General features: G+C 47.5%; 1 protein-coding gene. It reads right to left on the reverse strand.

What is annotated here, in order from left to right; all coding sequences use genetic code 11:
- The coding region (locus tag KDK16_RS05475) for a hypothetical protein (protein ID WP_257275045.1) at positions 1-1,368 on the reverse strand (1,368 nt) is incomplete at both ends.

Consider the following 1,368-nt stretch of genomic DNA (forward strand, 5'->3'; position numbering starts at 1 on the left):
AGTGACCATTATTTCTGGCCCGCAGGACATGGCTGCAGCTGTGCAGCGGTTTCCAAACGGTTGGCAAGGTTTGTCTTTCAATGCTCCGGATCACCCGCTCCGGTCCCGGACGCCGGTAATAATGCTGCAAAACCTTCAGGATGGTTTTTTGATTATCGCCGGCATTATCAGGCAAGACCGGCGGCCTGCTAAAGGCATCCACCACAAACTGTAATACCGCTGGTGTTTCGGGTGTCGCCAGGTTGTGAGAATCGTCCAGACCGAGAGATTGCTTCAGATCCAGGATGTCCTTTTGAGCCTGCTGGACATGCTCTGGCCAATTCCGGTAGAAAGAATGCGTTTCCCGTTGCAGCCATAACTTTTCAAGCCATTGGATATAATCACTCAGAGAGAAATCATCAATAATCTTCTCACCTTCAGGATATTGGTGAGCAAATCGGGCTTTAAAACGATTCAGAACGCCTTTGTCCGGAGAGGCCTCGTAATGAAACAGTGCCAGTAAGAAGGTCTGGATGGTATTAAGAGTCGGGGGGCGACAATCTTCCACATATCCCCACAATATTTTTTCCAAAGCGCCCTGCCGTTGTTGTGGACTCAGTTTCTGGCAAATGCGGTCAAATTCAACAATGGCTCCCGGACAGACGGTCAGAGGTATCTTCCTGAGATGGGGCAAAGTCATGCATTCAAATGGACTAAAGGCAACCAGCATGCAATTCATTATGCCCAGTGGCATTATAAAAGAGTCAAGACCTATCATTCCGTTGATGAAACTCCTGTACCAATCTTTCCGCAGACTTGCCCCACTTTGCACAAGCAGCTGAAACATTCGGTAAGCTGCTTCCTCCTGTTTCTGAATTTGCTCCTGCTGTGGCTTCTGGTATCTGAGCATTTCGGAAACAAGCAGCATTTTAAGCAATGATGTAAAACCTCCTTCATGAAAAAAATGCTGGTGAATGGGTAAGCCCTGTTTTAATTCCAGGAGCTTCTCGTAGCTGTATGAACAGGGATTACTTACCAGATCCATGGCCTGTTGTAATTTGTGCCTGGCATCGGGTTCTGCTTCTTGTGGGACGCTTAATTCTGAACTCATTGCTTCTGCCCGCAAAGACATTGGCAGCAGATTCAGAACGGCTCTCAAATCGTCTGGGTCTACGCCCTGTGAGGATGCTATATCATTCAGAGAATGCTCATTCATGCACAGCGGTATACTGTCCAGTTCATCATCAAAATAGACCTGCGCAAAGCCTGTGCGGTGGCAATAGACAACCAGAGGCAAGGGTTTAAGCTCCAATACTTTTTCACACTGACTCTTCTCCCACAGGATGTCGGAAATGTTTATCTGTGCATCGTCGTAAACGCAAAAGCATT

This window comes from Endozoicomonas sp. SESOKO4, assembly GCF_024606275.1.